This is a genomic window from Erythrobacter fulvus (genome assembly GCF_028595285.1).
Taxonomy (GTDB): domain Bacteria; phylum Pseudomonadota; class Alphaproteobacteria; order Sphingomonadales; family Sphingomonadaceae; genus Erythrobacter; species Erythrobacter fulvus.
The window spans coordinates 271051-296340 of sequence record NZ_JAQQXQ010000004.1 but is presented as its reverse complement, the minus strand read 5'-3'; the positions used below and the strand labels follow the sequence as shown (position 1 = coordinate 296340).

25 protein-coding genes, 3 tRNA genes and 1 rRNA gene are annotated in these 25290 nt (G+C 63.3%); 17 read left to right on the top strand and 12 right to left on the bottom strand.

Annotated elements, in window-relative coordinates:
* The first annotated feature begins 93 nt into the window (after nucleotides 1-93).
* A complete protein-coding gene (locus OIK40_RS07350) occupies nucleotides 94-954 on the top strand; it encodes an Abi family protein (RefSeq protein ID WP_273677410.1) in 861 nt (286 codons plus the stop codon).
* 97 nt (nucleotides 955-1051) lie between these two features.
* On the opposite strand, the gene OIK40_RS07345 is transcribed toward OIK40_RS07350, so the two are convergent.
* Nucleotides 1052-1142 (bottom strand) — tRNA-Ser (locus OIK40_RS07345).
* Nucleotides 1143-1463: 321 nt separating this feature from the next.
* On the opposite strand from OIK40_RS07345, the gene OIK40_RS07340 reads away from it, so the two are divergent.
* The 4 genes from OIK40_RS07340 to OIK40_RS07325 all read left to right on the top strand — a co-directional run bounded on the left by OIK40_RS07340 (nucleotide 1464) and on the right by OIK40_RS07325 (nucleotide 5184).
* Nucleotides 1464-2210 (top strand): DUF1134 domain-containing protein, encoded by a 747-nt coding sequence (locus OIK40_RS07340; RefSeq protein WP_273677409.1) that lies wholly within the window; start codon nucleotides 1464-1466, stop codon nucleotides 2208-2210.
* A gap of 59 nt (nucleotides 2211-2269) precedes the next feature.
* On the top strand, nucleotides 2270-3445 hold the full coding sequence (locus OIK40_RS07335; RefSeq protein ID WP_273677436.1) for an amino acid aminotransferase: 1176 nt from the start codon (nucleotides 2270-2272) through the stop codon (nucleotides 3443-3445).
* 8 nt (nucleotides 3446-3453) lie between these two features.
* The gene (locus OIK40_RS07330; RefSeq protein ID WP_273677407.1) at nucleotides 3454-3999 is read left to right on the top strand and encodes a GNAT family N-acetyltransferase; all 546 of its coding nucleotides are present in this window, start codon (nucleotides 3454-3456) and stop codon (nucleotides 3997-3999) included.
* A 192-nt stretch (nucleotides 4000-4191) separates the two neighbouring features.
* Complete coding sequence (locus OIK40_RS07325) at nucleotides 4192-5184, top strand: hypothetical protein (RefSeq protein WP_273677406.1); 993 nt, start codon at nucleotides 4192-4194, stop codon at nucleotides 5182-5184.
* 75 nt (nucleotides 5185-5259) lie between these two features.
* Here the strand turns inward: OIK40_RS07325 and OIK40_RS07320 are convergent, their stop codons facing one another.
* Genes OIK40_RS07320 through OIK40_RS07295 form a run of 6 tightly spaced genes read right to left on the bottom strand, consistent with a single transcriptional unit; the run spans nucleotide 5260 to nucleotide 9199 of the window.
* Entirely contained in the window at nucleotides 5260-5883 is a 624-nt protein-coding gene (locus OIK40_RS07320; protein WP_273677405.1) for a riboflavin synthase, read from the bottom strand.
* Between the two features lie 12 nt (nucleotides 5884-5895).
* Nucleotides 5896-6885 carry a bifunctional diaminohydroxyphosphoribosylaminopyrimidine deaminase/5-amino-6-(5-phosphoribosylamino)uracil reductase RibD gene (gene ribD / locus OIK40_RS07315; protein WP_374211798.1) on the bottom strand — a complete coding sequence of 330 codons (990 nt, stop codon included), beginning with the start codon at nucleotides 6883-6885 and terminating at the stop codon, nucleotides 5896-5898.
* Nucleotides 6882-7430: a hypothetical protein gene (locus tag OIK40_RS07310; protein WP_273677402.1), complete on the bottom strand. Its 549-nt coding sequence runs from the start codon at nucleotides 7428-7430 to the stop codon at nucleotides 6882-6884. Before OIK40_RS07310 ends, ribD begins: the two co-directional genes overlap by 4 nt.
* Nucleotides 7399-8121 carry a M48 family metallopeptidase gene (locus OIK40_RS07305; RefSeq protein WP_273677401.1) on the bottom strand — a complete coding sequence of 241 codons (723 nt, stop codon included), beginning with the start codon at nucleotides 8119-8121 and terminating at the stop codon, nucleotides 7399-7401. Before OIK40_RS07305 ends, OIK40_RS07310 begins: the two co-directional genes overlap by 32 nt.
* The gene (locus OIK40_RS07300; protein ID WP_273677400.1) at nucleotides 8118-8603 is read right to left on the bottom strand and encodes a YcgN family cysteine cluster protein; all 486 of its coding nucleotides are present in this window, start codon (nucleotides 8601-8603) and stop codon (nucleotides 8118-8120) included. Before OIK40_RS07300 ends, OIK40_RS07305 begins: the two co-directional genes overlap by 4 nt.
* Nucleotides 8591-9199, bottom strand: a complete 609-nt coding sequence (locus OIK40_RS07295) for an SCO family protein (RefSeq protein ID WP_273677399.1) — start codon at nucleotides 9197-9199, stop codon at nucleotides 8591-8593. Before OIK40_RS07295 ends, OIK40_RS07300 begins: the two co-directional genes overlap by 13 nt.
* A 96-nt stretch (nucleotides 9200-9295) precedes the next feature.
* Between OIK40_RS07295 and OIK40_RS07290 the strand changes: the two genes are divergently transcribed.
* From OIK40_RS07290 to OIK40_RS07270, 5 genes are all read left to right on the top strand, one after another.
* Nucleotides 9296-9952 (top strand): ankyrin repeat domain-containing protein, encoded by a 657-nt coding sequence (locus tag OIK40_RS07290; protein WP_273677398.1) that lies wholly within the window; start codon nucleotides 9296-9298, stop codon nucleotides 9950-9952.
* 7 nt (nucleotides 9953-9959) lie between these two features.
* A complete protein-coding gene (locus OIK40_RS07285) occupies nucleotides 9960-10643 on the top strand; it encodes a COQ9 family protein (RefSeq protein ID WP_273677397.1) in 684 nt (227 codons plus the stop codon).
* Between the two features lie 129 nt (nucleotides 10644-10772).
* Nucleotides 10773-11309 carry a single-stranded DNA-binding protein gene (gene ssb / locus OIK40_RS07280; protein WP_273677395.1) on the top strand — a complete coding sequence of 179 codons (537 nt, stop codon included), beginning with the start codon at nucleotides 10773-10775 and terminating at the stop codon, nucleotides 11307-11309.
* Nucleotides 11310-11372: 63 nt separating this feature from the next.
* Entirely contained in the window at nucleotides 11373-12497 is a 1125-nt protein-coding gene (locus OIK40_RS07275; protein ID WP_273677393.1) for an energy transducer TonB, read from the top strand.
* Nucleotides 12498-12533: 36 nt separating this feature from the next.
* Nucleotides 12534-13475, top strand: a complete 942-nt coding sequence (locus OIK40_RS07270; protein WP_273677392.1) for a DMT family transporter — start codon at nucleotides 12534-12536, stop codon at nucleotides 13473-13475.
* Here the strand turns inward: OIK40_RS07270 and OIK40_RS07265 are convergent, their stop codons facing one another.
* A complete protein-coding gene (locus OIK40_RS07265; RefSeq protein ID WP_273677391.1) occupies nucleotides 13476-14015 on the bottom strand; it encodes a YceD family protein in 540 nt (179 codons plus the stop codon).
* Nucleotides 14012-14539, bottom strand: a complete 528-nt coding sequence (locus OIK40_RS07260; RefSeq protein ID WP_273677390.1) for a ubiquinol-cytochrome C chaperone family protein — start codon at nucleotides 14537-14539, stop codon at nucleotides 14012-14014. Before OIK40_RS07260 ends, OIK40_RS07265 begins: the two co-directional genes overlap by 4 nt.
* A gap of 279 nt (nucleotides 14540-14818) precedes the next feature.
* Between OIK40_RS07260 and OIK40_RS07255 the strand changes: the two genes are divergently transcribed.
* The 4 genes from OIK40_RS07255 to OIK40_RS07240 are packed head-to-tail and all read left to right on the top strand — an operon-like array spanning nucleotide 14819 to nucleotide 17592.
* Nucleotides 14819-15274, top strand: coding sequence for an outer membrane protein assembly factor BamE (locus tag OIK40_RS07255; protein WP_374211797.1), 456 nt, complete (start codon nucleotides 14819-14821; stop codon nucleotides 15272-15274).
* A 57-nt stretch (nucleotides 15275-15331) separates the two neighbouring features.
* Complete coding sequence (gene hslV / locus OIK40_RS07250; RefSeq protein WP_273677387.1) at nucleotides 15332-15889, top strand: ATP-dependent protease subunit HslV; 558 nt, start codon at nucleotides 15332-15334, stop codon at nucleotides 15887-15889.
* A 27-nt stretch (nucleotides 15890-15916) separates the two neighbouring features.
* Nucleotides 15917-17218 (top strand): ATP-dependent protease ATPase subunit HslU, encoded by a 1302-nt coding sequence (gene hslU / locus OIK40_RS07245; RefSeq protein WP_273677385.1) that lies wholly within the window; start codon nucleotides 15917-15919, stop codon nucleotides 17216-17218.
* On the top strand, nucleotides 17215-17592 hold the full coding sequence (locus tag OIK40_RS07240) for an ACT domain-containing protein (RefSeq protein WP_273677384.1): 378 nt from the start codon (nucleotides 17215-17217) through the stop codon (nucleotides 17590-17592). Before hslU ends, OIK40_RS07240 begins: the two co-directional genes overlap by 4 nt.
* Here the strand turns inward: OIK40_RS07240 and OIK40_RS07235 are convergent, their stop codons facing one another.
* The 3 genes from OIK40_RS07235 to OIK40_RS07225 form a co-directional block, all read right to left on the bottom strand.
* Nucleotides 17593-19533 carry a S9 family peptidase gene (locus OIK40_RS07235; protein ID WP_273677383.1) on the bottom strand — a complete coding sequence of 647 codons (1941 nt, stop codon included), beginning with the start codon at nucleotides 19531-19533 and terminating at the stop codon, nucleotides 17593-17595.
* Between the two features lie 103 nt (nucleotides 19534-19636).
* On the bottom strand, nucleotides 19637-21472 hold the full coding sequence (locus OIK40_RS07230) for an ABCB family ABC transporter ATP-binding protein/permease (protein WP_273677382.1): 1836 nt from the start codon (nucleotides 21470-21472) through the stop codon (nucleotides 19637-19639).
* Between the two features lie 61 nt (nucleotides 21473-21533).
* Nucleotides 21534-22523 carry an aspartyl protease family protein gene (locus OIK40_RS07225; protein ID WP_273677380.1) on the bottom strand — a complete coding sequence of 330 codons (990 nt, stop codon included), beginning with the start codon at nucleotides 22521-22523 and terminating at the stop codon, nucleotides 21534-21536.
* A gap of 729 nt (nucleotides 22524-23252) precedes the next feature.
* On the opposite strand from OIK40_RS07225, the gene OIK40_RS07220 reads away from it, so the two are divergent.
* The 3 genes from OIK40_RS07220 (at nucleotide 23253) to OIK40_RS07210 (ending at nucleotide 25091) form a co-directional block, all read left to right on the top strand.
* Nucleotides 23253-24737, top strand: a 16S ribosomal RNA gene (locus OIK40_RS07220).
* Between the two features lie 192 nt (nucleotides 24738-24929).
* Nucleotides 24930-25006 (top strand) — tRNA-Ile (locus OIK40_RS07215).
* A 9-nt stretch (nucleotides 25007-25015) separates the two neighbouring features.
* Nucleotides 25016-25091: transfer RNA gene (locus tag OIK40_RS07210), tRNA-Ala, on the top strand.
* Nucleotides 25092-25290 lie beyond the last annotated feature (199 nt).

The following is a 25290-nucleotide window of genomic DNA, read 5'->3' as shown; positions in this document are numbered from 1 at the left end:
GATCTCCGCTTCACGCAGCTTGCCGATGATCTCTTCCGGCCTGTGCTTCCTTGCCATTCCATTCCTCCTTCGTGACCAATTCTAAAATAGAAATTGGGCCACTCAGAAGGGGGCAGATCAGCCCAGCATGCGTCATGGGCACTTAGCTACATAAGCTACTATCGGCTGCGAGCCTATTGGTTGTATTATGAAGCCGATCCCGAGGCTGACAATCATCTATTCAAGGACGGGACGACGCTGGAAGCGGTGCTTGCGCTCTATGAGTTCGATCGCCGCCTGCGGCTACTACTAATGGATGCATTGGAGCGGATAGAGGTCGCGGCGCGTGGGGCGTGGGCGCATCAAATGGCAATGGTCTATGGGCCGCATGGCTATCTCAATGCGGCGTTGTATCCGCGTACGGATCGCTTCCAAGCCAACCTGACCCAGCTACAATCCGAATATGATCGCTCGCATGACGTGTTCGTAGATCACTACAAGCGCACCTACAACAACCCGCCACTACCACCTGTCTGGGTGGCGGCGGAGTTCATTTCCTTTGGCCTGCTTTCCAAGTTCTTTTCCGCCCTTAGGGGGCGTGCAGACCGTAAGGCCATTGCTCGCAGGATCGGCTTTGATGACCGGGTATTCCAAGGCTTGCTGCATCACCTAGCGACGGTGCGAAATATTTGCGCGCACCATAGCCGCCTATGGAACCGGAGTTTCACCGTAACCTTTCCGCTCGCACAGAGTCCGGCCAGTCTTGCAGATACCATTGCCCCCGAAGCTGATCGCAAGCTCTACAATACGCTCTCGATGCTCTTGCATTCGATGGGGGCCGTGGCCCCTGAGTCGGACTGGCCGAACCGGCTAATTTCGTTGATCGCGGAAAATCCTACAGGTGATTTTGCTGCCATGGGGTTCCCTGACGATTGGCAACAACGCCCCCTTTGGAGGCACCTCTGTCCCGATTAGGTCGTTGCCGTTCACTGCAAAGCGAGCCCGCCATTGGGGAGCGCTTATGGGAACGGCCGCCCCTTAAGGGGAAATTCTCAGTATTTTCAATGGCGTTTGGCGGAGACGGAGGGATTCGAACCCTCGGTACCCTGATAGAGTACGGTTCCTTAGCAGGGAACTGGTTTCAGCCACTCACCCACGTCTCCGGGCAACAGCGAGGCTGTGAGGGGCGCGCTATAATGGCGTCCTGCGCCAGCGGCAAGGTGGCTTGCGAGAAAATCGGCACCTCGCGCCCAGCGCATCCTAATCGAAGCGGTGGTTCGGCGGCGGTTCAGCCTGTTCGCGTCAGGTAGGCACGGCTCGTCGCAATTCCGATTCGCTCCGGCGCGGCGGGATTGCGCGTGTGGTCGAACAGGACTCAGTGACGTCATTATAGCCTGCGGGAATGGCGTGCTCGGACGGAAGGCAGCAAGATGATCGGACGGACTTTCGGATTTCGCCAGGGGTTAGGAGGCTTCGTAGCGGCCATGGCCGCCGCGCTCGCGCTCGCGGGACCTGCCGCCGCGCAGGAACTTGAACGTTTCGACCCCGATCAGGCCTATGCCGCGCAGGACAACGCACCTGCCGCTAGCATCGACGGCGATCTGATTGCACCTGAAGGCCAGACCGCGCCGGCACCCGCGCCGGCCGAACCCGCTTTCGAGGATGCATACGGCGATTACGCCGCAGCGCCCGTCGGACAGGACCCTGCCGCCCCAGCAGCAGAGGCACCCGTTGCTGCGGAGGAAGCCGCCACCTACGGCGAGGACGATCTTATCGGTGCGGCCGAAGGCGTGTTCGGCAAGGGGGCCGAAGGTCTTGCGCGGATGATCGAGGATCTGCTGGAAAAGCAGGGCAAGCCCAATGCCTACATCGTCGGGCGCGAGGCGGGCGGGGCATTTATCGTCGGCGCGCGCTACGGTTCGGGCACGCTGCACCACAAGATCGAAGGCGAACGCAAAGTCTACTGGACCGGCCCTTCGATCGGCTTCGATGCCGGGGCCAATGCCGCCAACACCTTCGTGCTGGTCTACAACCTCTATGACAGCGAAGACCTCTACAAGCGTTTCCCCGCAGGCGAGGGGCAGGCCTATTTCGTGGGTGGATTGCATGCCAGCTATCTGCGCTGGGGCGACGTGGTGCTGATCCCGATCCGCATGGGCGCCGGCCTCCGGCTCGGGGTCAATGCGGGGTATATGAAGTTTTCCAAGAAGCAGCGCTGGCTGCCGTTCTAGAAAATTGCGCGAAAACCCGGTTGCGGTGCGCTGTATGAAGCGCCATTGCCGCGACCATGATGCTTGACCGACTCAGCCCCCAGGCGCCCGACGCGCTGCTCGCTCTCATTCGCCTCTACGCAGCCGATCCGCGCGAGGACAAGATCGATCTCGGCGTGGGCGTCTACCGCACCGAGGAAGGCGCCACCCCCGTATTCGCCGCGATCAAGGCGGCCGAGCAGCGGCTTGTCGACGAGCAGGACAGCAAGTCCTACCTCGGCCCCGAAGGCGACATGGGCTTCGTCAACGCGCTGATGCCCTATATCTTCGGCGGCGACCCAACGATGGGCGGGCGCCTTTCGGGGATGCAGACCCCGGGCGGCACCGGCGCGGTGCGACTGGCGCTGGCGCTGGCACAAAAGGCCGGAGTGAAGCGGGTTCATATGGGCGTACCGAGCTGGCCCAACCACGCGCAGATCCTTGCCGATCTGGGGCTCGAACTGGTTACTTTCGAACATGCCAACCCAGATGGCAGCGCCAATCTCGATGCTGTGCTGGGCGCGATCAAGGGCGCGGGTGCCGACGGCGCGGTGCTGTTGCACGGCTGCTGCCACAACCCGACCGGGATCGACTACACGGCCGAACAATGGGACGCGATTGCCGATGCCTTCGCCGCCAGCGGCACCTTCCCGATCATCGATGCCGCCTATCAGGGGCTGGGGCAGGGGCTTGAGGAAGATGCCGCCGGTCTGCGCACAGTGCTGGCCAAGGTCCCCGAAGCCTTTATCGCCTATTCCTGCGACAAGAATTTCGGCCAGTATCGCGACCGCGTGGGTGCGTTCTACATCCTCGGCCAAAGCAGCGACTCGCTCGACGCCCCGTTCAGCAATGCCAACGCGCTTGCCCGGGCGTGCTGGTCGATGCCGCCCGATCACGGCGGCGCGGCGGTGCGGATTATCCTGCGCGATCCCGATCTGACGAAGCTGTGGTTGGATGAGCTAGACACGATGCGGGCGCGCATGCGCGGGGTGCGCGATGCGCTCGCCGCAGCCGGAACCGCAGGCCGGATCGACCTGACGCCGCTTGGCACGCAGAACGGCCTGTTCGCGATGCTTCCCGTCACCAAGGAGGAGGTCGCGACCTTGCGGGATGAGCACGCGATTTACATGGCCGGGTCGGGCCGCATCAACATCGCCGGACTGACGAGCGCCAACCTGCCCAAGTTCATTGCCGCGCTTGCGGCGGTCACGGGCTGAAGGCGCGCTTGCTCAAACGCCAGCCGGTGCTGGAGGGCGAGCGCGTGCTGTTGCGCCCCCTTCGCCCGGACGACTGGGACGCCCTGTTAGCGGTCGCGTCCGATCCGCTGATCTGGGAACAGCACCCGGCGCATGACCGCTGGCGCGAGCCGGTATTCCGCGCCTTTTTCGACGACGCGATGGCCAACAAGGGCGCGCTGGTGGCTATCGACAAAGCGGACGGAGCGGTGATCGGCTCATCGCGCTTTCAGGGACTAGAAGAGGCCAATGGCGGCGCGGTCGAGATCGGCTGGACGTTTCTCGCGCGATCGCATTGGGGCAGCGGCTTCAACCGCGAAATGAAGCGCCTGATGCTGGGCCATGCGCTAGTCGAAGTGGCCGAATGCCGCTTTCTGGTGGGTGCCAACAACACCCGCTCGCGCCGCGCGCTGGAGAAGATCGGCGCGCGCCTGACAGACCGGCGCGAGGAGCGGATCATGGCGGGCGGGACGATCATTCCCCACCTCACCTACGTCATCTCGCGCGAGGATTTTGCGCAAGGACCTCTGGGCTAAACGGGCTGCGAAAGCGGGAGCCGGAGAACAATGTTCGCCATATGACAATCCGCTTTGGCAGGTACGACTAACCTGTTAGCCACAAGGTACGAAACGCTTCGGCTACAGGAGTGATTCGTCAATAAAGGGACGCGATTTCATCGTGTTGCTCGCAAGAGCATGTTTGGGGGAATATCCGTGAAAAATACAATAATGCTCGGCGCATCTTTTGCGGCGCTCGTCATCGCCAGTCCGGCTTTCGCCCAGAGCGCTGACAATAGCGCCATCGTCGATCAGGATGGCACCAATCACAACGCCACCATTACCCAGTCGACACTGCTTGCACAGGCCGAAATCCGTCAGACGGGTAACAACCAGCGCGGAACAATCACGCAGTCGGCTGCCGGCTATCCGGGTGTGCTGAACGACGGCAGCGACCTAGGGGCCGGTGCCTTGATCCAACAGGATGGGGAAAACAACCAGGCGAGGATCAGGCAGGAAGGCGACTACGGGGAAACGGTCTTTCTTAGCTCTCTCAACCCTGACCTTTTCAACGGTGAACTGCAGCTCGCCGAGGCAGTCCAGGACGGCGTAGGCAATAACTCCGATATCTGGCAGCTCGGCAGAACCAACTTTGCGCGCACATTGCAGTTCAACAGCTTCAATAATGCCGAAGTTCTGCAATCGGGCCGCAATACGGTGGCACGGAGCACGCAGGACGGCATCGGCAACAATGCCCGCTTGTGGCAGGGCAGCTTCAGTCAGATCGCCATATCGGCCCTCGACGTGTTTCAGGCCGGCGATTTCAACCAGTCGTTCAACGTCCAGCGTGGCACCGGCGATACGCCCAACCCTGCGCGGGTGCCGTTTGCTCTGGTGAACCAGATTGGGAACTCGAATTTATCTAATCTTGTTCAAGACGGGTCGGATGACGTCGCCTTTGTCGACCAGATCGGCAACAGCAATCAGTCGTTTATCGACCAGTTGCCCGGCGGGGTTTCGAACGAGGCCGATATTAATCAGGAAGGCGATAACCTCATTTCCAACCTGACGCAGTCCGGCACTGACGGCTTCGCCGAACTGTTCCAGAGCGGCACCCTGAACCAGGCCAACGTGACGCAGGGCGGGGTCTCGAACTCGTCGACCGTCACGCAGGGCGGCACGGGCAACGTCGCCAACGTGTTCCAGAACGCGCCGACGCCCTGATCGGCGGGTTTTCGATGAATTACCAAGGGGGCGGGCCATTGGTCCGCCCTTTTTGTTTGAGGATTTGTGGCTGTCTCAGCGCGAGGCTGCGAGGCTCTGCATCCGCTTGAGATAGCGGGCCAGCACGTCGATCTCGAGATTGACCGCGTCCCCCACGGCCAGATCGCCCAGCGTCGTCACCTCGGCGGTGTGGGGGATGATGTTGAGCAGGAAGTCGCAGGTGCCGTCCGCGCGGTCGCGCACATCGTTCACCGTCAGCGACACGCCGTTGACCGTGATCGAGCCTTTTTCCGCGATGAATGGCGACATTTCGGCCCGCGCGCGGATCGCCACGTGCCAGCTGCCGCCTTGCTGTGCGACCTTCACAACCTCGCCAACCGAATCGACATGGCCGGTGACGATATGCCCGCCAAGCTCGTCGCCAAGCCGCAGCGAGGGTTCGAGATTAAGCTGCCGGCCCGCTTGCCACATGCCCGGCATGGTACGGCTGACAGTCTCGCCCGACACATCGACATCGAACCATGCGTCGCCCGTGCTGCCGCCGCGCTCCACCACGGTCAGGCACACGCCCGAACAGGCGATCGATGCGCCGATATCGATCCGCGCCGGATCCAGCGGGGCAGCAATGCGCAGCCGCAGGTCGCCGCGCTGCTCGGCGCTGGCGATGGTGCCGATGGCGGTGACGATACCGGTGAACATGGGCGCTTTCCTCTAGCTGGTGCGGGTGCGCAGATAGGCGGTGAATTGGTCGCTGCCAAGCTGGCGGCGTTCGGCCAGCTGCCAGCGGCCATGCGCTTCGGCCAGATTTGCCAGACCGAGCGATCCGAGCGCGCGCTTGCCGTCGCCGATCAGGACCGGCGCCGTGTACAGGTGCAACTCGTCGACGAGATCGGCCGAGAGAAAGGACGCCGCAGTTTCGGCGCCGCCTTCGACATAGAGATACTGCACCCCTTCGAGACCGGCGATATCTGCCGGGGCGGCGATCGTGTCGACGGCTTCGGGTGCGGCACTGCGGGTCAGCACGACGCGCTGCGGCGAACGCGCCTCCAGTCCCGGGAGGCGCACGTCGAGCTGCGGGGCATCCGCCCGCCATGTGCCGCCGCCCACCAGGATCGCATCATGCTGCGCGCGCCGGGCATGGACATGTGCGCGCGCCGCTTCGCTGGTGATCCAGCGGCTGGTGCCGTCGGCCATGGCTATGCAGCCGTCGAGCGAGGTCGCCAGTTTCAGCGTCACCCATGGGCGGCCGAGCCGCTGGCGCGTCAGGAACCCGCAAAGGCTAGCAGCAGAGGCCGGATCGTCGAGTAGGGCGGTCGCGATGCCCGCGGCTTCCAGCCGCGCCAAGCCTGCACCACTGGTGCGCGGATCGGGATCGTGCTGCCCCACCACCACCCGCGCCGGGCGCGCGGCGACGATCAGATCGGCGCAGGCAGGGCCGCGCGGCGATTGGTGGGCGCAAGGTTCGAGCGTGACGTAGAGCGTCGCCTCCGCCAGCGTCTGCGGATCAAGTCCGGCCAGGGCCTCGGCCTCGGCATGGGGGCGGCCGCCGGCGCGGGTCCAGCCGCGCGCGATCACCACGCCATCGCGCACGACCAACGCGGCGACACCGGGGTTGGGACGGGCGAGCGGACGCGCGCGCAGCGCCAGTCGCGCTGCGGCTGCCATCCAGTCGTGATCGGTCGGGCGTGCGGGAGCGGCTATGGTGTCGTGCCTTCGTCGGCAGGTTCGGCAGGTATTTCCGTCTGACCGAGCAGTTCCGCTCGCCGTTTTTCCGCTGCCGCCGCCTCTGCGGCACGATTGGCTTCGGCCTTGCGCTCGATTGCGTCGACATCCATGCCCGCGGCCGCGCCCAGCGCCTTGTACATATCGCGCTTACGCTCGGCGATGCGTTCTTCCGCCGCCTCGCGCAGATCCTTCACTTCCTGATTGGCACGATTGGAAGCGATGATCTCCGCCTCGGTGCGTTCGGGATCGAAGGTGGTGATATAGGTGATGCTGGGACGCTCGGGGGTCTTGTAGGCGGTCGTCCCCATCGCCCAGTAGAGAATCCCCGCCACCGGCAGCACCGACAGCGCAAGGATGGGCCAGCGATAGGGGTTCGGCCGCCGGAACTCGTTCCAGAAATCGGCGATGCCGGGGGCGGGGTTGAAGCGTGAATTCGAAAGCATAACGGCAATATAGGGCGCGCAGTGATCGAAGGCAAAGGCCGCAGCGTCACCCGAATGCGGCGTAGAGCCCGCGGCCATGCTCTTTCAGCCAGCGGTCGGCGGCGTCGATGTCGGCCTCGTAGATGCGTCCCAGCAGCGCGTGGAAGGCGGCGCTGTGATCGAAATGGACAAGGTGGGCGACTTCGTGTGCGACAACCGAGCGGCGCACGAAATCGGGGGCCTGCACCAGCCGCCAGTTGATGCGGATGCGCGCTTTGTCGGAACACGAGCCCCAGCGCCGCTGCGCCCGCGTCAGTCCGACCGGCACCGGATCGAGCCCGGCAGCGGTGCAGTAATCATGCATGTCCGCTTCGGACAGGCGCAGCGCCTCGGCCTCCAGCCAGCGTCTGAGGCGACCTTCCAGTCCCGCTTCGGGCCCGCCGAGACGCAGCGCCTCGCCTTCGATCAGTGGGCGGCGCGGCGCGCGCGGTTCCCACGCCAGCCTAAGCGCTGTCCCGCGATAGCGCACCTCGCCCCCCGGAACAGGCGCGGCGCGCTGCGGCAGGCGGGAAAGCTGGCTTTCGAGCCATTCGCTGCGGGCATGGGCGAAGGCGATCGCCTCGCGGCTTTCGGCCCATTCGGGCAAAGTGATGCGGACCTCGCTGCCATCGGGCGCAAGCCGGAGCGTCAAGCGCTTGGCATGGTGCAGCCGACGCAGCACGATCGGCACAGTGCGACCAGCCAGTTCAAGTTCTGGCTCAAGCGGGACGCGGCGCAGCCAGTCGATCACGCGCCTTCCTCTTCGGCTTCGTATGCCGTCCGGTCAGGGCGGGGTGAGGGCCAATCGGTGATGTGGTGCTCGATCGGCCCGGCATCGATCTCGCTTACGACCCGGCCGATCACCGATACGCCCGCACGGCGCACCGCATCGCGATCGCCGCTGATCAGATAATGCCATTGCGGCAGGGGGTGGGCATCGGCGCGCAGGCGATAGGCGCAGGTCGAAGGCAGCCAGCTGACCTGCTCGACGATCCGCAGTGTCAGGCGCAGGCAATCGGGGACGAAGGCCTTGCGGTTGCGATAGTCGCTGCACCGCGCGGTCTGCGTGTCCAGCAGGCGGCAGGCGACATTGGTATCGTGGATCTCGCCGGTGTCGGCATCTTCGAGCTTGTGCAGGCAGCAGCGCCCGCAGCCGTCGCACAACGCCTCCCACTCGGGGCGGGTCAGATCGCCGAGCGGCAATTCCCAGAAACGCTCTCTCAATTCACCCATTTATCCAGTTCCGCCGCGACCGCATCGCCGCCCAGATCGACCGGCAAGGTGGCGAGCGGCTCGCCTTCGGGGCCGAATAGGTAGACGATGTTGGAATGATCTACCAGATAGCCGCCGCCTTCGACGGTTTCGCCCCTTGCATAGAAAACCTTGAACGCCTTGGCCGCCGCGGCGATCTGCTCGGGTGTGCCGGTCAGGCCGATGATATCGTCCGAGAAGGCCGCGGCGAATTCGCCCACTACTTGCGGCGTATCGCGTTCGGGGTCGATGGTGATGAAGATCGGCACGATCTTCGCGGCCTTGGCCGGATCATCCGCTTTCAGCACTTTCAGCCCCTGTGCCACGCGCTGCATGTCGGTGGGGCAGATATCGGGGCAAAAGGCGTAGCCGAAATAGACCACCCGGTACTTGCCCGCGAAATCGCGCCACTCCACGGTTTCCCCGGCGCTGTTCGTCAGTGCGAAATCCCCGCCGATCGCTGCACCGGCCAGCGGCGGTTCGGCCGCCGGGGCAGCGCCGCCACAGCCTGCAAGCGCCAGCGCGGCGGCTGCGATCAGGGCGATGACCGGGGAGGAAGGCTTGTTGATGCGGTTCATGGTCTGCTAACCGGGTCTTTGTGAGAGCGCCGCGGCAATGCGGCGGATGTGACAGGGCCTGACTTGCTGTTACAGAGAATGCGAAAGGATCAAACCGTGGCTGTCGATGTTTTGCGCAAATTAGGGGTTCAGGCGCGGATTGCCAGCGCAATCCTGTCTGCGCTGGCAGTGCCGGTCCTTGCGGTTTCGCTGGCGGCTCCGGCAGCGGCGCAATTCCAGTCCGAAGGTTACCAGTTTCTCGAAGCGGTCAAGGACCGCGAGGGCGACAAGGCCACCGACATGCTGAACAAGCCGGGCACCCAGGTCGTCAACACCCGCGACATCACCACCGGCGAGACCGGGCTGCATATCGTCGTCCAGCGCCGTGATGTGCTGTGGGTGCGCTTTCTGCTCCAGCGTGGAGCCGATCCGAATATCCGCAACAAGCAAGGGCTGACGCCGCTGCAGGTCGCCACCACGCTCGGCTTTATCGAAGGGGTCGAGGCGCTGATCAAGGGCGGGGCCGACGTCAATGTCGGCGACCAGACGGGGGAAACCCCGCTGATCGCCGCCGTCCACCAGCGCAATTCCGAACTGGCGCGGGTGCTGCTGGAAAAAGGCGCCGATCCCGATCACAACGACAATTCGGGCCGTTCCGCGCGCCAGTATATGGAGCTGATGAACGGCAACACGCTGATGAAGCAGGTCTTCAAGGATGCCGACGATAAGCGTGCAGGCAAGGAACAAAAGCGCCTCTACGGGCCTTCTTTCTGATATGACCATGACCGACACCGTCCCCGACTTCGCCGACATGACGCTTGACGAGCTGAAAGTCGCCCTTGCGCCCGATATTGCCGCCTCGGCGATCTTCGACGGCTGGAACGAGACCGCGCTGACGGCGGCTGCGGAAATGGCCGGATGCGATCCCGATGTCGCCCGGCTCGCCTTTCCCGGCAAAGGTTCGCAGCTGGCGATGGAAATGATCGAAGCATGGATCGACAGCATCGATCAGGCCATGGAGGCCGAATGGCCTGCCGAAAGGTTGACCGAACTGAAAATCCGCGAGCGCATCCGCACGCTGGTCGCCTTCCGGCTCGATGCGGTGGCTGATATCGACGAGGCGGTGCGCCGCGCGTTGGCGGTGATGGCGCAGCCGCAGAACGCGGCCCGTGCACTGAAGCTCGGCTGGCGTTCGGCCGATATCATGTGGCGGCTCGCCGGCGATACCGCGACCGATTACAACCATTACACCAAACGCGCGATCCTCGCCGGGATCTACAGCGCAACGCTGGCCGTGTTCGTCAATGACGACAGCGAGGGCAAGGCCGATACCCACGCTTTCCTCGACCGGCGGATCGATGGCGTGATGAAGTTCGAAAAGGCCAAGGCACAGTTCCTGAACAAGGATCGCGAATTGCCGAGCCTGACGCGCTTTCTCGGCCGCCTGCGCTATCCGGCGCGGTAAGCGCGTCCGAACTGGTGGATTACCCGTAAGCGGCGGTCGCGCTGCACCCCAACCTTGCCTATTGTCGAAACGAGATTCGCGGCGCATCCTCTTGCGCCGGGACAAGTGTCTGACGGGAAGGGTATTTTGATGGCGGGTTCGCTCAACAAGGTCATGCTGATCGGCAATCTCGGGGCTGATCCCGAAATCCGCACATTCCAGAACGGCGGCAAGGTCGCCAACCTGCGCATCGCCACGTCGGAAACCTGGAAGGACCGCAATACCGGCGAACGGCAGGAGCGCACCCAGTGGCACACCGTCGCGATCTTCAACGAAGGTCTCGTTGGCGTGGTCGAACGCTTTCTGAAGAAGGGCAGCAAGGTCTATGTTGAAGGCCAGCTCGAAACCCGCAAATGGCAGGATCAACAGGGTCAGGACCGCTATTCGACCGAGGTCGTGCTGCGCAATTATACCGGCACGCTGACCATGCTTGACGGCGCCCAGGGCGGCGGCGGCGGGATGGGTGGTGGCGGCGGCCGTTCGGGCGGCTTCGGCGGCTCGGGCGGAGCCGGTGCCTACGGCGGCGCAGCGTCAACCTCTAGCGGCGGCTGGGAGCAGGGCGGCGCGGCGTCAGGCGGCAAGTCGGGCGGCGGCTATGACGATCTCGACGATGATATCCCTTTTTGACACAAGGGTTTTGTGAGGGATAGAGTTCCTCCAAGACGCACCTTTTGGTCGGAAGGGTAGTCCATGCTCGCACGTTTTGCTGTCCTTGGCCTTGCGCTTGCAGGCCCGGCGCTTGCCGATGTTCCTCCGCCCGCTCTAGTCATGGCTCCCGATGCGTCTCCGGTTGAACGAGAAGTTCTTCATTGGGAGGCGGGGCCGGTGACTTGCGGTGAGGGTGTGGCAGCGTCACCCGTCGAAGCAAGCCTGCCCTATCCGCAGCTTTTCATCGCGGGGCGGACCAGTGCTCCGGCGAGTGTCACATTGCGCTTCGCGATCGATGCCGAAGGGCGGCCTTTCGACATTACCGGGGAAATCGAGCCTCGTGCCCGGCTTTACACCCGCGATCTGATGCCTGCGCTGCGCGCCAGCCGCTTTGCGACCGATGGCACTGCTTCCGGCTGCTCCATCACCTACAATCCGACGTTGCAGCCCTATGCCGAACTGCCGCGCGACATCCTCGGTCGGTTTGGCGTTGCGCAGCGCGCCCGGATCGAGAGGGATGCATGGGACAGGATCGCGCCCGGAAATTGCCGCGAACGCCCGCGCATTGCACCGCTGCTGCGCGCCTATCCTGACTGGCGCAAGATCGAACGCCGCGCGGGCGAATGGGGCTGGACCTATGTCGGTTACGACATCGATGCCGACGGCAATCCGGTCAATATCGCCACGCTGATAAGCTCGGGCGATGCTGGGTTGGATGCCGAAGGCCGCGCGGCGGCGGAGCAGGGGCGCTTTGCCGGAGGCCCGCGCATCGGCTGCGTGCAGGTGTGGTGGCGCGGTCCGGAGACGATCCCGGCCCCGACGATCCCGCCCAAGGAAGATACCAAGGGCAATCCCGCCTGCGATATCGACGATCGCTGGGCCAAGGAACCGCGGTTGACCTATCCCCGGCCTTACCAGAACCGCGCGATAGAAGGCTGGGCCATCCTTCGCTTCGATGTTGCGCCATGGGGCGAGATCGGATCGATCGAAGTGCTCGACGCCCAACCGAGCAGCGAAATCGGCGACGCCGCCTCCGCCGTGCTGCGCGCCGCGCGGTTCAAGCCGCAAGAGGCAGGGCTTTCGGGCTGCATCGACCGGGTGATATTCCGCATCCGTTCGGACGAGGCAGGCGATAAGCCGGACGATGGGACCGGCGAGCCCGGCTAGCGCGGAACCTTACTGCCAGCCATCCGCTATTTCGGTATGGCGTCCGAACCACAATCCGCATCGACCACCACCATCGCCAACCTGATCGCAGGAATGGCCCTGTTCGGCAGCGCGACGCCGCTCAGCAAGATCATCGGCGCCCATTTCCCTGTGTTCACCGCCTCATGCATCAGGATGGTGATCGCCGCGATCGTGCTGGCGCCCTTCGTCTGGTTCGCGACGGATCGCTTCGCCCGCGCCCGGCGTTCGGACTTTCCAGTGATCCTGGCAATTGCCGCCTTCGGGATGGTCGGCTTCACCGCCACCATGCTTTTCGGCATGCGCATGACGAGCGGGGTGATCGGATCGACCATCATGAGCGCCTCGCCTGCGGTCACGGCTTTGGCGGCAGTGGTGTTCTTCGGCGCGGCGATGAACTGGCGCAAGGGCGGGGCGCTGGCGCTGGCGCTGGCGGGGGTGGTCGCGATCAACCTGTGGCGCGGCGAAGGCGATTCTGCGTGGAATGAAGCGAAGTTGCTGGGTGCGGCGCTGGTGGGCGCGGCGGTGTGTCTGGAAGCGGCCTATACTTTGCTGTCACGCAAGCTGTCCGATGGCATCACGTCGCTCGAGACGACCTTTGCCGCCTCGCTGGTCGCGATCCCGCTGTTCGTGCTGCTCGCTGTCCTGTTCGATCCACACCCGTTCGATTTCAGCGGGGCCGACGGGTTTTCCGCAGGGGCATTGCTGTTCTGGGGCGCCGCAACCGGAGGGCTGGCGCCGGTGCTGTGGTACAATGGCGTGCGCAAGGCCCCCGGCGCGCTCGCGGCCGGAGCGATGGCGGTGATGCCGCTATCGGCGCTGGCACTGTCCTACGTGCTGCTCGGCGAACAATTCCGCTGGGTCCATCTGGCCGGTTTCGGGCTGGTTTTTGCAGGACTGCTGCTGATGATCGTCGAGCACGCCAAGCCGGCGGCCGACAAGGACGCAGCAAAATCCTGATCAGTCCTTCTTGAGGGCTGCCAGCATTGCCGCGAGCGGGCCTTCCTGTTCGCCTTCCTTCACGATTCCGGCAGCCTTGCGCGCGGCATCTGCATTTGGCCCTTCGGCGTAAGGATCGATCGCAAGTCCCAGCGTCTGCGCGACTGCCTCGCCCAGATCAAACATCTCGCCCGCATATTCGATCTCGTCGCAATCATCCGCTTCGAGCTCGATTTCCGCGTCTTCGTCGTCCGGCAAGGCATGGGAGCCTTCCTCGACGAAGCGCAGGTCGATGGGCTCGTCGATGGCGACGGGAAAGTCCTCGCCCGAAACCGCGCAGGGCTGCATGATCGCCGCACGCAGACGCCCGCTCGCACGGATCGCGCGCGGTTTCTGTTCCAGCGCCACTTCGGCACGCAGCGTTTCGACCGCACCCAGCCCGAAGCGGGCCGCCAGCGCTGCGCGCTCGTTCGCATTCGCTTCGATCACCACCGGTGCGGCGGGAAGCTGACGCGCCTTGACCATGCGGGTCAGTTCGGAAGGAGGCACTGCCGTGTTCACCAGATCGCGCTCGCTTCGAGCATTTCCTGGTCGCTGAAGCGGCCAAGGCGCTGCGACAGCTTCATCAGCCGGTCGGCGACCAGCGCCGCGCTTGCCGCTTCGTCGGCGCCTTCGGCAAAGGTCACGTTGCGGCCGACGGCGGCCGTCAGCTTGTCGAGATCGCCAGCGTTGAGTGCCCCGCGATAGGCACCGAGCCTGCCGCCGAGCACGCTCATCAGCTTGCCGATGCGCTTGCCCACCACGACGTCGTTGACGCCGAATTCCCTGAGCTGTCCGTCCATGTCCTCGACGAAGAGTTCGGCCAGCAGCGCGCTTTCGGCGCGCATGTCGGATGCCTCGACGCGCACCATCACCACGCTCAGCACCGCAGTGATGAGATCGAACCGCCCGGCGACCGAATCCGCGACGTTGCAATCCTGATAATAGTCCGGGTCGCGCGCCAGTTCGACCACGCGATGCCACAGCGGGCGAATGGTTTCGCGCGGGTCGGGGGCGGTGCCCAGCAGACGGGAGAGGAACGACATTGCGGTATTTTCGCCTTTCAAAAAGCCGGTGAGGCCCCTGTAAACCTACGTTGCAACGACTGCGCCGGATGCGTTCAAGCGCGGTTCAAGCCACCCTTGCCAACACGCCTTTGCCCGCTGCCCACAGATGGTGCGTTGCAAGCTTGTGCCTAGCCCCTTAAAGCGCAAGACCCAAGGGATATGAGGTTGCCGCCCAGCGCGGACATTAGACGGGACGTATACGGTTTGACGCAGACTGCGAAAATGAACCCCGAAGCCAGCCGCCGCCAGCGCGCCGCGATGCGTGCGGTGCTGGTGCTTGGCGTGGCGGCGATGCTGCCGGCCTGTTCTGCGATCCGCGAGTCGCGCGGTTACATCACCGATCCGCTGCTGACTGATGTGGTGCAGCCGGGCATCGACAACCAGCAATCGGTTGAAGGCACGCTCGGACGCCCGACATTCACCAGCCAGTTTGGCCAGCCCACCTGGTATTACGTTTCGAGCGTTACCGGTCAGCGCCCGTTTTCCCGCCCGCGTATCCGCCAGCACAGCGTGCTTGCCGTGCGCTTCGACGAAGCCGGCAAGGTGATGGAGGTCGATCGCAGCGGGATCGATCAAGTCACCTATCTCGATCCCGATGGCGACAAGACGCCGACTCTGGGCCGCGAGCGTGGTTTCCTTGAAGACCTGTTCGGCAATATCGGCCAGGTCGGCGGCGCTGGTCTGCCCGGCGGCGGCGGTCCGGGCGGGCCGTAATCGGCCGGCTCCCGCCACGCGCTTGAACCTGCGCGCAGGTGCGCCATATTCGCTTACATGACACATGATTCTGCGAGCCACGGCCTCGTCCAGTGGCACGGCACCACTATCATCGGCGTCCGGCGCGGCGACACCACCGTTATTGCGGGCGACGGGCAGGTTTCGATGGGCAACACCGTGATGAAGCCCAATGCGCGCAAGGTGCGCCGGATCGGTGACGGCAAGGTGATCGCCGGTTTCGCCGGAGCGACCGCCGACGCATTCACCCTGTTCGAGCGGCTCGAAAAGAAGCTCGAACAATATTCCGGGCAGTTGATGCGCGCGAGCGTCGAACTCGCCAAGGACTGGCGCACCGACAAGTACCTGCGCAATCTTGAAGCGCTGATGATCGTCGCGGACAAGGAAACGCTGCTGGTGCTCACCGGCAATGGCGACGTGCTGGAACCGGTGGGTGATATCGCCGCGATCGGATCGGGCGGCAATTTCGCGCTCGCCGCCGCGCGGGCGCTGGCCGATTACGAGCAGGACGCTGAAACCATCGCGCGCAAGGCCATGGCGGTCGCTGCCGAAATCTGCGTCTTCACCAATGGCAATCTGACGGTCGAAACCGTCTGACACATCCCTCCGTTTTCCCGGGACACCATGATCGACAACCTCACCCCAAAGGCGATCGTCGCCGCTCTTGATGAACACATCATCGGCCAGAAGGACGCCAAGCGCGCGGTCGCGGTGGCGCTGCGTAACCGCTGGCGCCGTCAGCGGCTGGGCGCTGACTTGCGCGACGAGGTGACGCCCAAGAACATCCTGATGATCGGGCCGACCGGTTGCGGGAAGACCGAGATCAGCCGACGGCTGGCCAAGCTCGCTGAAGCGCCGTTCGTGAAGGTCGAGGCAACCAAGTTCACCGAAGTTGGCTATGTCGGGCGCGACGTCGAACAGATCGCCCGCGATCTGGTGGAAGAGGCGATCCGGCTGGAAAAGGAACGCCGCCGCGAAAAGGTGCGCGAGGCTGCCTCCGAAGCCGCGATGGACCGCCTGCTCAATGCGCTGGTGGGCGAAAATGCCTCAGAGGCGACCCGTGCGGCCTTCCGCCAGCGGGTCGTCGAAAACGCGATGAACGATGTCGAAGTCGAGATCGAGGTGGCCGACAGTCCTTCGGCCCCGTTCGACATGGGGAACATGGGCGGTTCGATGCAGATGATCGACCTCTCCGACATGATGGGCAAGGCCTTCGGGCGGAAAGCCACGCGCCGGCAGAAGCTGCGCGTGCCCGATGCGTGGGACCGGCTGGTCGACGAAGAGGCCGACAAGCGGCTCGATCAGGACGATGTTGCGCGTGCGGCTCTCCAGAACGCGGAGTCCAACGGAATCGTGTTCCTCGACGAAATCGACAAGATTGCGGTTTCCGACGTACGCGGCGGCTCGGTGTCCCGCGAGGGTGTGCAGCGCGACCTGCTGCCGCTTATCGAAGGCACCACGGTCGCCACCAAATACGGCCCGATGAAGACCGACCACGTGCTGTTCATCGCCAGCGGCGCTTTTCACGTGGCCAAGCCCTCCGACATGTTGCCCGAATTGCAGGGCCGCCTGCCGATCCGGGTCGAGCTGCGCGCGCTGACCGAGGAAGATTTCGTGCGCATCCTGTCCGAGACCCGGGCGAACCTGGTGACGCAGTACAAAGCGCTGCTCGGCACCGAGGATGTGACGCTCGATTTCACCGATGATGCCATCGCCGAGATCGCGCATATCGCTGCACAGGTGAACACAAGTGTCGAGAATATCGGCGCGCGGCGGTTGCAGACGGTGATGGAGCGGCTGCTCGAAGAAATCAGCTTCGAGGCGGAGGACCACAAGGGCGAGACGATCCGGGTCGATGCCGATTATGTGCGCGAACGGCTGGCGGACCTTGCCGGCAATACCGATCTTTCGAAGTATATCCTGTGACGACACGCCAACCCGTCAGCGAGCTTTCGGCGATGCTGGCGGGCATGGCGCCGGTGCTTGACCGGCGGGCGTGGTATTTCGAAGTGGTGCATGGCGCGCCGCCCGCAGATGCCTTCGCGGTGATCCGCGAGGATGAAGGTGTAACGGCAATCCTTCCCGGAGAGCGCGCCGGCCAGCCGTTTGCGCGCATCACCCTGACGGTGCATTCCGCGCTTGAAGGCGTAGGGCTGACTGCGGCGGTCTCCAGCGCGCTCGCCGGGGCAGGGATCGCCTGCAATATCGTGGCCGGATACCACCACGATCACCTGTTCGTGCCGTGGGAGAGGCGCGACGAGGCGCTGGCTGTTCTCCAGCGCCTCGCCAAAGCAGGCTAATTATTCGCCCAGCAGGTGTTCCTGCCAGAACATCAGCTGCGCGAGGAAGGCGTAGTCCGAATTGTCCTTCTTGCGGAAGCCGTGGCCCTCGTCGGCTGCAATCATGTGCCATGCCTCGCCGCCGTTCGCGCGGATCGCAGCGACCATCTGATCGGCCTCTGATTTGGGCACGCGCGGGTCGTTGGCTCCTGTGATCACGAACATCGGCTTTTCGATCTCGTTCACGCGGGTCAGCGGGCTGATCTCGGTCAGCTTGGCGCGCTGCACCGGATCGCGTTCGTCGCCATATTCGACCCGGCGCAGGTCCTGTCGATAGGGGTTGGTGTTTTCGAGGAAGCTGACGAAGTTGCTGATCGCCACGGTGCACTGGGTGGCGGTTAGCTTGTCCTTCAGCTGCACCGCGGCAGCATAGCACATGTATCCGCCGTATGATCCGCCGGTGAGGCCGACCTTGTCGGCATCGACCGCCGGATCGGCGCGGACTGCATCGATTAGAGCGGCCATGTCCTTCACCGAATCCTCACGTTTGAAGGGGCCGTTATCGAGGCTGACGAAGGTCTTTCCGTACCCGGTCGATCCGCGCACATTGGGATAGAAGATGCCGATGCCCAACTCGTTGAGATAGTAGTTGTTGCGCCCCATGAAGCCCGCTGTGCTCTGGCCTTCCGGCCCGCCGTGGACGCTGACGATCAGCGGGCGGGGCCCTGCGAATTTCGCCGGATCGGGCAGGTAGAGCAGGCCCGAAACTTCCAGTCCGTCAAAGCTTATCGTCGTCACGATCCGCGGTTCGACATTGACCGCCGGATCGAGCCCGCCGGTCTCGCTCTGCGTCCAGCGCGTCAGCGCCATCGTCTTCGGATCGAGCGACCACACATCCGCCGCACTGCGGGCCGAGGAGAAGGAGAAGCCGATTTCGCCCCACGGCGCGAAACTGACCCTGCTGATCTGGCCTGCGGGCAGGGCATCGACTTTCGTGACCTTGCCGCTGGCGATGTCGAGGACGCGCAACCGGTCGGTTCCCGCCTCGTTGACGACATAGGCAATAGTCTTCCCGTCCGCGCTCAGATCAAAGCTGTCGACGTCCCATGTTTCACGTGAAACAGCCGAGAATACGCCGGAAATCGGGTCTAGACGGCCGAGTTGCTGGAAATCTGCGCCGAAATCGCTCGTAACCCACAGCGTGCCGTCGGGCGCGACCTTCAGCCCGCCATAGGCAATTTCGGTCGCCGGATCGCCGATCGGGGTCATCATCCCGCTCGCCAGATCGAGGGTGAAGAGATCGATATTCTGCACCGACAGGTAATCGGCGACATAGGCGGTCTGCTTGTCGGGCGAAAAGCCCACCAGCGCCCAACCGCCGCCCTTGCTTTCATGCACCATGCGGGTCGAGGCCGGATCGCGCGGGTTCATCACGTAAAGATCGGCATCCACGCTGTTCCGTCTGGTCGAGCTAAAGCCGATCAGTTCGCCGTCATTGCTCCACGCGTTCATCTGGTTGCGGCTCTTGCCGTCGGTCAGCAGCGCAAGCCGGCCGTCCTTCAGCGTGTGGAGCTGGTAATATTCGTCGCCCCCGCGATCCTTGGAGACAAGGATGATGTCGCCCTTTTCCGGCGCATAGGAGCCATAGACCGGCTCGGCCTCGAAACTGATCTGGGTGCGTGCGCCCATCGGCTCGGCAACGCGGTGGAGTTGGGTGACGTTGGCAAAGCGGGTGCCGATCAGCACTGCGCGGGTATTCGGATCCCATCCTGCAAAGGAAGCGCCGCGCGCTTCGAGATAGGGCCGTGCGCTTTCGGCCAGCGCCAGCGGCACCGGCGGCATTTCTTCGGCGGTAATGGCAGCGGGGATCGGGACGGCGGGCGTATCGGTGACGGCGTCCTGCGCGGCGGCGGGCAGGCCGGAAGTGGCAAGCAGGGCGGCAATCAGGCGGGCATGACGCATCGGACGGTTTCTCTCTTCGTGGAAGTTCGCCCCGCGCGGGGGCATGGAGAGCAAGGACTAACCACCGGTGCGCGCCGGAAGCAATGCCCGCCGCCGCCGCGCGCTATTCCGCAGCCTCGCTCGCCTCCTCGCGCCGCTCGCTCGCTTGCCGCGACCACATCTCGGCGTAGAGCCCGCCTTTGGCCAGTAGCGCGGAATGGGTTCCGCTTTCGGCCAGCCGCCCATGATCGAGCACAAGGATATTGTCCGAATCCGCCACGGTCGACAGGCGGTGCGCGATGGCGATGGTGGTGCGTCCTTCCTCCAGCCGCTTGAGCGTTCCGAGGATTTCCTGTTCGGTACGGGTATCCAGCGCGCTGGTCGCCTCGTCGAGCAGCAGGATCGGCGGGTTCTTCACCAGCGTGCGGGCGATGGCGACGCGCTGCTTCTCGCCGCCTGACAGCTTCAGCCCGCGTTCCCCCACCAGCGTGTCGAACCCGTCGGGCAGGCGGCTGATCAGCGGCATCAGTGCAGCATCGCGCGCCGCCTGTTCGACCACATCCATATCCGCGCCCTCGGCCCCGTAGGCGATGTTGTAGGCAAGGCTTTCGTTGAACAGCACCGAATCCTGCGGGACGATCCCGATCTGCGCGCGGAGCGAATCCTGTGTGACCCTGACAATATCCTCCCCGCCGACCAGCACGCGTCCGCCCTGCGGATCGTAGAAGCGGAACAACAGCCGCCCGATCGTGCTCTTTCCCGCCCCCGACGGGCCGACGATCGCGGTGGTGGAACCGGCAGGCACTTCGAAGCTGAGGCCGTTGAGGATGGTGCGCCCCGGCTCGTAACCGAAGGTGACATTGTCGAACACGACCGTCGGCGTGCGCACGATCAGCGCCGGCGCGCCGGGCGCGTCCTTCACTTCTATGTCGGTGTCGATCAGGCGGAACATCTCCGCCATGTCCACCAGCCCCTGCCGGATCGTGCGATAGACCCAGCCCAGCACGTCGAGCGGACGGAACAGCTGGGTCAGGTAAGTGTTCACGAAAACCAGATCGCCGGTCGTCAGCTGGCCCTTGCTCCAGCCCCACACGGTATAGGCCATCGCCCCGCCCATCAGCAGGTTCATGATGCTCGCCTGCGCCATGTTGAGCAGGCCGACCGAGTTTTCCGACTTGATCGCCGCTTCGGCATAGGCGCGCGCGGCCTGTGCATAGCGGGCTTCCTCGCGGGCCTCGGCGTTGAAGTATTTCACGGTCTCGAAATTGAGCAGCGAATCCACTGCGCGGTGCAGCGCCTTGCCGTCGAGCTCGTTCATCTCGCGCCGCAGCTTGGTGCGCCATTCGGTGATCGCGCGGGTGATGATGACATAGGCGACCACGGTCAGCGCGGTTGCTGCGACCAGGCCGAGGCCGAAGTTGATGTAGAAGATCACCGCCACCGCGATCAGTTCGATGATGGTGGGGGCGATGTTGAACAGCAGGAAATAGAGCATCTGGTCGATGCTCTTCGTGCCGCGTTCGATGATCTTTGTGACCTCGCCGGTGCGCCGGGCAAGGTGGAACCGCAGGCTGAGGCGGTGGAGCCGGTGGAACACGTCCTCTGCCAGATTGGTGGTGGCGACCTGTCCGACCCGCTCGAAGGCGATATTGCGCAGGTTGTCGAAAGCCACCGCGGCGAAACGCCCCAGTGCATAGGCTGCGACCAGCGCAAGCGCGACCGTCAGCCCTTCGTCGACCTTGCCGGCCATCGCATCGACGGCGCCCCTATAGGCAAAGGGCAGGGAGAGCGTGACGCTTTTGGCCGCCAAGACCAGCGTCATCGCAATTGCGATCCGCATGCGCAGCGCGGGATTATCGCTCGGCCACAGGTACGGAAGGAAACGCTTCAGCGTCGCCCAGCTTTCAATGTCGCGGGCGCGCTTATCCGGATCGGCGGGTTGCTGGCTGTCGGGAGGCATGGCCCCTGATGTGGGCGCCTGCAGGCAAAGGCGCAAGCCGCGCGCGAGATCGGGCTGCTTATTAAAGCGGTGCGCGGAACCCCTTCATCCGGCTCTCGCGCATCGCGCGCGCCACGTCGCGCGGCACATCGAACAGCACCCGGCGGTTGGCAAAGTCGATCGCTACCCGGTCGAACAGGGCCAGATGCTGCATCCCGAGCGAAAGCGCGGGCGTGTCTGTAAGGCCGAGCGCCTCGAAGGCGGGGGCATCGGCAAAGGTCAGCGGGACATTAGTGAGCGAAAGCCCCTCGATCGTCAGGCTGCGCATCAGCGACATCTGTCCGATCAGATCGACGCCGTTGACGTCGGTGGTGGTGACTTCCGATGCGCGCTTGGTGCGGATCCGGTCACGCAGCGCGTTATTGGCAAGGCTCGCCTGCGCGCCCGTGTCTATGATGACGGTCGCCCGCACCCCTTCTACGATGGCGTCGGTAATCAGCAACTGGCCCAGCCGCTGGCGCGCGCGGACCACGATCTCGAACCCGCGCCGGCTGGGGTCCTTGTCGCGCACATCCTCCAGCGCGATGGTCTGGTCGCGGAAATCGATCATGACCCGGAAGTCCTGAAGCGAATCGAGTCCGACGATCCCGTCCGCCCCGACATGTTCGCGATCAAGCACCGGTGCGGCGAAATCGGTAATCGTGTGGCTACCGATGTCGAGCCGTGCGACTTCCACCAATTCGACTGCGCGACGGCTGGCCATGCCGACCAGCATCGCGGTGCCGGCGGGACGCAGGCCGAGGCCCTCGTTGATCTCGCGCGTGACGGCGGTAGCCTGACTGCCGGTGTCGATCATGAAGTCATAGGGGCCGCTGCCATCAATATGCACCGGCACCGTCATGCGGCGGTTACGATCCTCGTCGAGCGCGATCACTTCGGCTGCCTGTGGGTTGACCAGGCCCGGCACCGGCGCCGGTGCAGGGGTGGGGGACTCCGCATATAAAGGCGAACCAACCATCAGGATGGTGGAGGCGGCGACCAAAGCCAGCTGCCCAAGCGCGCGACGGTGCATGTTTCTCTCTCCCAGGCGAACCCGGCAACATGGCCGCGTCCGCAAGGCGGATAATACCACCGATCCGCAATGCGCCCAAACGGCGGCGTTGATTCGCGCCTCTGGCGAACCTCACGGCTGTGAATCGCTCGCGGTCGAGAAAGTGGGCGATCGAAGCGGCTCGGGTGGGCCGATTCACAGCCCGATAAGGGGGTGATTCACGGGATTCGGGGCCGCTGGCGCCGGTTTCTGGCGCCCGAAACCGGTCTGTTCCCGCGGTTGGGTAGGGAAAAAACCGCGGATTTCTGCGGTTCTTGCGCGTCCCTGAAATAAAATTGCAAAAAGCCGTTGACCGAATCACGAAGCGCTCATAGACGGGCTCCACCGACGCGGCGCTGACGGCTTCCACCGCCACCGCAACGCTCGGTCGCCAACAAATTCGGATAGCCGGTCCCCCGGTGAAAATCGGGGAACCAAGCGCTGTCCGCTATTACTGTCTGGCGGCTCTTTGACATCGTTGGTTTTTGATGAAGGGACATGTGGGCGACGGCGCCCGGTCCGGGGACCTCAAGGCTCCGGTAACCGGTTAACTCAAGCCGATCGCCACATCCGATCGCAGGCTCCACGCCTGCCCGGATGGCAAGCATGTTCATTCGTATCCATTACGTTTGACAGTGCAGGTATCGGCTCCTTGAAGCTCATGCCAGTCTGGCTGATGGGGTTTTCCCCATGCCGGTTTGGTGTGTGACACAACTTGAGAGTTTGATCCTGGCTCAGAACGAACGCTGGCGGCATGCCTAACACATGCAAGTCGAACGAGACCTTCGGGTCTAGTGGCGCACGGGTGCGTAACGCGTGGGAACCTGCCTTTAGGTTCGGAATAACTCAGAGAAATTTGAGCTAATACCGGATAATGTCTTCGGACCAAAGATTTATCGCCTTTAGATGGGCCCGCGTTGGATTAGCTAGTTGGTGGGGTAAAGGCCTACCAAGGCGACGATCCATAGCTGGTCTGAGAGGATGATCAGCCACACTGGGACTGAGACACGGCCCAGACTCCTACGGGAGGCAGCAGTGGGGAATATTGGACAATGGGCGAAAGCCTGATCCAGCAATGCCGCGTGAGTGATGAAGGCCTTAGGGTTGTAAAGCTCTTTTACCCGAGATGATAATGACAGTATCGGGAGAATAAGCTCCGGCTAACTCCGTGCCAGCAGCCGCGGTAATACGGAGGGAGCTAGCGTTGTTCGGAATTACTGGGCGTAAAGCGCACGTAGGCGGCTTTTTAAGTCAGGGGTGAAATCCCGGGGCTCAACCCCGGAACTGCCTTTGAAACTGGAGAGCTAGAATCTTGGAGAGGCGAGTGGAATTCCGAGTGTAGAGGTGAAATTCGTAGATATTCGGAAGAACACCAGTGGCGAAGGCGACTCGCTGGACAAGTATTGACGCTGAGGTGCGAAAGCGTGGGGAGCAAACAGGATTAGATACCCTGGTAGTCCACGCCGTAAACGATGATAACTAGCTGTCCGGGTTCATAGAACTTGGGTGGCGCAGCTAACGCATTAAGTTATCCGCCTGGGGAGTACGGTCGCAAGATTAAAACTCAAAGGAATTGACGGGGGCCTGCACAAGCGGTGGAGCATGTGGTTTAATTCGAAGCAACGCGCAGAACCTTACCAGCCTTTGACATCCTAGGACGACTTCTGGAGACAGATTTCTTCCCTTCGGGGACCTAGTGACAGGTGCTGCATGGCTGTCGTCAGCTCGTGTCGTGAGATGTTGGGTTAAGTCCCGCAACGAGCGCAACCCTCGTCCTTAGTTGCCATCATTAAGTTGGGCACTTTAAGGAAACTGCCGGTGATAAGCCGGAGGAAGGTGGGGATGACGTCAAGTCCTCATGGCCCTTACAGGCTGGGCTACACACGTGCTACAATGGCATCTACAGTGGGCAGCTATCCCGCGAGGGTGAGCTAATCTCCAAAAGATGTCTCAGTTCGGATTGTTCTCTGCAACTCGAGAGCATGAAGGCGGAATCGCTAGTAATCGCGGATCAGCATGCCGCGGTGAATACGTTCCCAGGCCTTGTACACACCGCCCGTCACACCATGGGAGTTGGATTCACCCGAAGGCAGTGCGCTAACCGCAAGGAGGCAGCTGACCACGGTGGGTTCAGCGACTGGGGTGAAGTCGTAACAAGGTAGCCGTAGGGGAACCTGCGGCTGGATCACCTCCTTTCTAAGGATCTTCGCGAAAGCGCCTCGGCTAGCCCGGGGAATTGCTTCGCGGTTTCCAAAGAACATTGCCGTCGTCCTCATGTCCTTTCATCAATCGGATACAGCGCACCTTCTGGTGTGCTGTGTGCCTGAGCCGGCTCACGCCCACGCGGCAGCCTGTTCCTTCGGGAATGGTGGCCGGACGCAGTGGAGTGGGCCTGTAGCTCAGTCGGTTAGAGCGCACCCCTGATAAGGGTGAGGTCAGAAGTTCGAATCTTCTCAGGCCCACCATTGCTTTAAGGGGCCTTAGCTCAGCTGGGAGAGCACCTGCTTTGCAAGCAGGGGGTCATCGGTTCGATCCCGATAGGCTCCACCAGGCACTTCTTATATCCGGTAGATGAAACGAAAGCGGATCCTGCTTCGGCAGGCCAGGCGATTACGATCGCCGATCTTTGACATTGTGAATGGGTTTTTAAATCGATGCCGTGGCGCATGGATTGTAACGGACGGGCTTTGGCCTGTGCCGGCGATCAATGCATCACAAATCAATCAAATTGATTATCTGGCTGAGATAA

Excerpts from the sequence above, each read along its gene's own strand:
- OIK40_RS07275 (WP_273677393.1), top strand. The coding sequence starts at position 11,373 with ATGCTCGCACGTTTTGCTGTCCTTGGCCTTGCGCTTGCAGGCCCGGCG.
- ssb (WP_273677395.1), top strand. The coding sequence starts at position 10,773 with ATGGCGGGTTCGCTCAACAAGGTCATGCTGATCGGCAATCTCGGGGCT.
- OIK40_RS07340 (WP_273677409.1), top strand. The coding sequence starts at position 1,464 with ATGGCCGCCGCGCTCGCGCTCGCGGGACCTGCCGCCGCGCAGGAACTT.
- OIK40_RS07270 (WP_273677392.1), top strand. The coding sequence starts at position 12,534 with ATGGCGTCCGAACCACAATCCGCATCGACCACCACCATCGCCAACCTG.
- OIK40_RS07310 (WP_273677402.1), bottom strand. The coding sequence starts at position 7,430 with ATGGCCGCGGGCTCTACGCCGCATTCGGGTGACGCTGCGGCCTTTGCC.
- OIK40_RS07235 (WP_273677383.1), bottom strand. The coding sequence starts at position 19,533 with ATGCGTCATGCCCGCCTGATTGCCGCCCTGCTTGCCACTTCCGGCCTG.
- OIK40_RS07320 (WP_273677405.1), bottom strand. The coding sequence starts at position 5,883 with ATGTTCACCGGTATCGTCACCGCCATCGGCACCATCGCCAGCGCCGAG.
- OIK40_RS07225 (WP_273677380.1), bottom strand. The coding sequence starts at position 22,523 with ATGCACCGTCGCGCGCTTGGGCAGCTGGCTTTGGTCGCCGCCTCCACC.
- OIK40_RS07255 (WP_374211797.1), top strand. The coding sequence starts at position 14,819 with ATGCGTGCGGTGCTGGTGCTTGGCGTGGCGGCGATGCTGCCGGCCTGT.
- OIK40_RS07300 (WP_273677400.1), bottom strand. The coding sequence starts at position 8,603 with ATGGGTGAATTGAGAGAGCGTTTCTGGGAATTGCCGCTCGGCGATCTG.
- OIK40_RS07295 (WP_273677399.1), bottom strand. The coding sequence starts at position 9,199 with ATGAACCGCATCAACAAGCCTTCCTCCCCGGTCATCGCCCTGATCGCA.
- hslV (WP_273677387.1), top strand. The coding sequence starts at position 15,332 with ATGACACATGATTCTGCGAGCCACGGCCTCGTCCAGTGGCACGGCACC.
- OIK40_RS07335 (WP_273677436.1), top strand. The coding sequence starts at position 2,270 with ATGCTTGACCGACTCAGCCCCCAGGCGCCCGACGCGCTGCTCGCTCTC.
- OIK40_RS07325 (WP_273677406.1), top strand. The coding sequence starts at position 4,192 with ATGCTCGGCGCATCTTTTGCGGCGCTCGTCATCGCCAGTCCGGCTTTC.
- hslU (WP_273677385.1), top strand. The coding sequence starts at position 15,917 with ATGATCGACAACCTCACCCCAAAGGCGATCGTCGCCGCTCTTGATGAA.
- OIK40_RS07230 (WP_273677382.1), bottom strand. The coding sequence starts at position 21,472 with ATGCCTCCCGACAGCCAGCAACCCGCCGATCCGGATAAGCGCGCCCGC.
- OIK40_RS07260 (WP_273677390.1), bottom strand. The coding sequence starts at position 14,539 with ATGTCGTTCCTCTCCCGTCTGCTGGGCACCGCCCCCGACCCGCGCGAA.
- OIK40_RS07285 (WP_273677397.1), top strand. The coding sequence starts at position 9,960 with ATGACCGACACCGTCCCCGACTTCGCCGACATGACGCTTGACGAGCTG.